The organism is uncultured Eudoraea sp. (assembly GCF_947258525.1).
In the GTDB taxonomy this organism is placed as follows: Bacteria; Bacteroidota; Bacteroidia; order Flavobacteriales; family Flavobacteriaceae; genus Eudoraea.
In genome coordinates, this window is the sequence record NZ_CAMYIP010000004.1 from 1 (window position 1) to 4,772 (window position 4,772).

3 protein-coding genes are annotated in these 4,772 nt (G+C 36.8%); 1 reads left to right on the top strand and 2 read right to left on the bottom strand.

The window, feature by feature from the left end; translation table 11 throughout:
• Positions 1-418 precede the first annotated feature (418 nt).
• Positions 419-1,912, bottom strand: coding sequence for a HAMP domain-containing sensor histidine kinase (locus Q0X89_RS00115; RefSeq protein ID WP_297690574.1), 1,494 nt, complete (start codon positions 1,910-1,912; stop codon positions 419-421).
• Entirely contained in the window at positions 1,909-2,613 is a 705-nt protein-coding gene (locus Q0X89_RS00120; RefSeq protein ID WP_297690575.1) for a response regulator transcription factor, read from the bottom strand. The genes Q0X89_RS00115 and Q0X89_RS00120 overlap by 4 nt, the downstream gene beginning before the upstream one ends.
• Before the next feature lie 223 nt (positions 2,614-2,836).
• On the opposite strand from Q0X89_RS00120, the gene Q0X89_RS00125 reads away from it, so the two are divergent.
• A complete protein-coding gene (locus tag Q0X89_RS00125) occupies positions 2,837-4,267 on the top strand; it encodes a hypothetical protein (protein ID WP_297690576.1) in 1,431 nt (476 codons plus the stop codon).
• The last annotated feature ends 505 nt before the right edge of the window (positions 4,268-4,772 follow it).

Below are 4,772 nucleotides of genomic sequence, written 5' to 3' on the forward strand. Positions count from 1 at the left end.
ATAGTCTCTAACATAATATATGCCATTTTTCTTATCAAAACGAATAATACGCTTATAAATAATCGTATCATTTTTGGAAATTGGATGATGCAAATAAAATGTCTCGACCTCTTGGGCTTGAACTGAACAAGTAAAAATGATTAGTGACAATATTAATATAATATTCTTCATTTTTAATGGGCTATAACTAGTTATATGCGCACTAATATATCTTATTATCCCAAAAATTCTTCAGATAAGTATACCTTTTTTGGCTTTTTATCAGATTCCAATAATCCCAGTACGGAATCTTGCAGGACTGCCAGATTTTATATTTTTCGTTGTAATTATATTCCAGAGCTTATAAATGTTCATCTACAAGGCATTGGAAAATTAAAACCAGGAATTACCAGCCGTTGCAATTAATAGATAAGCAGGTTTATGAAGTAGTATGAACAGGCAGGCTAAAGCTGAAAGCCGTGCCTTCATTTGGCCCACTAAAAACCCGGATACTTGCATTGTGCAGTTCCATGATTTTTTTTACAATAGCCAACCCAAGACCGGATCCCTCTTTCTGCTGTCCTGTTTTCATTTGCCGATAGCGTTCAAAAATAAGGGCTTGATTCTCTTTCTTTATCCCTGGGCCGGAATCTTTGATGATAATTTCAACATCCTTTTCATGGGCGATAATTTTAACCACCACTTCACCATTTTCTGGTGTAAATTTTAAAGCATTATCCATTAAATTCTGAATTGCGCGTTCCACCAAAGAAATATCACCAAAAACCAGAGGAATACCCTCGTTCATTTCTAATTTTAGCTTAATTTTCTTTTGTTTGGCCAATACTTGATAGTTTCTGTGAATGTCGTTCGCAAGTTCACTTATTAAAAATGGTTCTTTCTTAGGTTTAATTTGATTCGCCTCCAATTTGGAATATTCAAATAGCTGGTTGATTAATTTCTTGAGACGTTCTCCACCGGCATTAATTGTTTTTAAGTATTCAATGCGCTGTTCCTTGGTCAATTCAGTGTCCTTTATTTGTAAAGTTTCTATATAACCCTGTATAACGGAGAGCGGCGTGCGAAGATCATGCGAAATGTTAGCTATTAACTCCGTTCGCAGACTTTCTAACGATTTTATTTTATCTATATCTTCTAAAATGGTCTCAGCCATCTTATTATAGGTGGTTGTGACACCTGCCAAATCACTCTTGCTGGCGTTTTTGATACGGTAATTTAAATCGCCATCTTGAAATCGCTTAGAGGCATAAACCAGTTCTCTAAGATTTTTCGTCAGGTACCACACAGACAAAATTCCTAATAAAGCTGCAAAAAACAAGGTCAATAAGGACATCCCCAATCCCAATTTAAGAGCATAGCTACTAAACAACATATTACGGGTTGTGAGGAAGTCTTCACCGGCCAGAATTATGTAGATATAACCTTCTTTACCACCTTTTTTGAATTTAGCAGCAGAAAACACCTTTTTTTTAGAGGAATCTTTAGGGTCTTCTCCCAAGATATACAAGGATCCGCCAGTGGATATAAATTCGTCTATTGGTTCTAAAGATATTTTTTTTTGCCGGGTCTCAGGGGCATTATGGTCTAAAACCACAGAATATTGCACATGTCCTTCTATGTCCAATAAATAGACCTCAATTGCTCTATTTACAGCCATCATATCGTGCATAATATCCCCAAAAAGAGCTTTATTTACATTCCCCAGACTGTCAATAGGGCTAGCATCTACGAATTTCTCGTCAATAAGGTCTTGTGCTAAATGAGCATGTAAACGCTGTGTGGTTTCATAAAAATAGTCATTTGAAAAGTAGATGGTGGCAATGGTATATCCGGTACCTGCCAAAAGTAATATGGACAAAAACGAGAGAACCAGTTTTTTAATCAATCGATTTGAGAGTATCGTATTTTTCATAGCTCTTCATTAAATTTATATCCTACTCCCCAAGTGGTCAAAATAAATATAGGATTGCTCATATCAGGTTCTATTTTAGAACGCAGCCGATTTATATGAGAGTTAACTGTATGTTCATAACCTTTAAAATCATATCCCCAGATGATATTCAATAATTTGGAACGATCATAACTTTTACCAGGGTTAGAGGAAAGTAAAGCCAAAAGTTCAAATTCTTTTGGTGAGAGGTCTATCTTGTTGTCGTTTATACTCACCTTGCGCAATTCTAAATTTATTTGAAGGTTCCCGAAACTCATTATTTTGGTACCAATAGAATTAATTTTGGGTTCTACAGACATTTTTTCTCTTCTAAAAATGGCTTTTACCCTGGCTATGAATTCTCGGATACTAAAAGGTTTGGTAAGGTAATCATCAGCGCCAATTTCTAGGCCTAGCACCTTGTCTATTTCTTCTGATTTCGCCGTAAGCATCAGTATGGGAGATTGTATTGAGTTAGCTCGTATTTTTTGGCATACCTCCAACCCATCCATTTCAGGGAGCATAATATCTAAAATGATCAAATCCGGATCTTCTTCTATCGCCATCCTCAGGCCGGTGGTCCCTTGCATTGCTGCAATGACTTCACATCCTAAATCCTTCAAATGAATTTCCAGTAAATGAATAATTTCGGCATCATCTTCAATGATTAAAACTTTTTTCATACTAATCGAAATAACAAATAAACTATCACAAAATGATCACGGTTTGTATGACCATTGTTATCAATCGTGATACAATTGTCGAATTAGAGCCGCACTACTTTCAAAACCACCCTAGTTTAAGAAATAAATACCTGATTATCAATAAGTAATAAATGTTTATTTTTTTGTGATTTCTCTGTAATACCTTCTAAGTTCCTTTGTTTTAAATTTAAAAAGAAATACAATGAACAAATTAAAAACTGTATTACAAGTATGTATTGTTTCTGCATCTTTAGCCTTAATCACAACAAGTTGCGAAAATGATGATAATGGTGGCATAGAAGAACCAGTGGAAATAAATGCCGGAATTTTATCTGGAGGTCCGTTCACCTTTACGGTTGATGGAATTATCGATATGGTAAGCGGAATTACGTTAGACGCATCAGAGCTTACAGGGAGTATTCAAAACTTTGTAATTACAGATGACGAAAAAAATATATTGGGTCTGCCACCGACCATAGAAGCGGTTGAAGGAGTTGACTTTGACGGAGCAGGGGTAGGTAGTTGCTATATCTATCATATATCCTATGAAACTGGTTTGCTGGGACTAGAGATGGGGGGTACTTTGGATGATCTTATAGGAGATTTTGGTTTATCTAATTTCCTCACCGTTGTTCGTAATGGTCTTAATGCTGGAATATTAAATGGTGGACCATTTGAATTTATTGTAGATGGTTCCCCGGATATGGTTTCGGGCATCACTTTAGATTCAGCTTTGTTAAACGGAGATAACCAAACCTACGTTATTACCGATGAACAAAACAACATATTAGGACTTCCTCCTGCTCTGGAGAATGTGGAAGGTGTAGATTTTGATGGTGCCGGTGCCGGAGTATGTCTGATCTGGCATTTGACTTATGCCAATGGATTAACTGGTTTGGAAGAAGGTAACAATGTATCGGATTTTGAAGGAGGCTATGCCTTGTCAAATTCAATAACGGTAACACGTAACGCCTTGAATGCCGGGATAATTGCAGGGGGTTCTTTTGAGTTTACCGTAGATGGAAATCCTGATATGGTTAGTGGGATTGTACTGGATGAAACTGACTTGACCGGAACAAATCAAACCTATGTCATCACTGATGATCAGAACAATATTTTGGGACTTCCTCCTGCCCTGGAGAATGTGGAAGGAGTAGATTTTGATGGAGCCGGCGCAGGGGTATGTCTTATTTGGCATTTAACGTATGAAGATGGTTTAACAGGACTTGTTGCCGGAAATAATGTATCTGATCTTGATGGATTTTATGGTTTATCCAACAGTATTCAAGTTACCAGAAAGTCCCTGGATGCGGGAACCCTTGAAGGCGGACCTTTCAATTTTATTGTTGATGGCACACCCGATATGGTTAACGGCATTACATTAAATAGTGCTAACCTGAGCGGTTCTAATCAAACTTATGTCATTACAGATAACAACTTGAATATCTTAGGTTTACCACCTGCGTTAGTAAATTTAGAAGCTGTAGATTTTGATGGCGCCGGGGTCGGGACATGTCTTATTTGGCATTTAACCTATGAAGACGGACTTGCAGGATTAGAGATGGGAATGAACGCCGCAGATTTAGATGGCTTCTTTGATCTCTCGAACTCTATTATAGTAACACGGGATTAAGATTTGAACTATTATGAAAAAGGAAATTTGATTGGTTATTTCATGAAGCGGAAAGGCCCAGATGATTGTCTGGGCTTTTTTATGCCAGGAACTTAAATATGTTCAAAGCAAACATTTACGCCATTCTTAATATTAATACAACCCCTCCTTAAATTGGCATAGTATCCTTATGTGAAGCCATAGACTAAGTTCTGAATTCGCATATTGAACCTATTTTATAAACGTACCCTTTCTCAGAAAGGCAATTGCAGTTCTAAACATAGTAATGCGCCTCTAAACAAGAAACTTTGCGGTATCACAGCTTTTTGTATTTTTAAACAAAGTTTTTTATATGCCAACCACCGAACAGTGTAAAAACTGCGAAAATTTTTTTGATGAATCTTTTGAGTATTGTCCATACTGTGGTCAGGAAGCGGCAGATAACCTTACCATTGGGGTTCTCTTTAGCAATACCATAGATAATTACATCTCTATAGATGCCCGGTTCTTCAGGAGTTTTGGAACT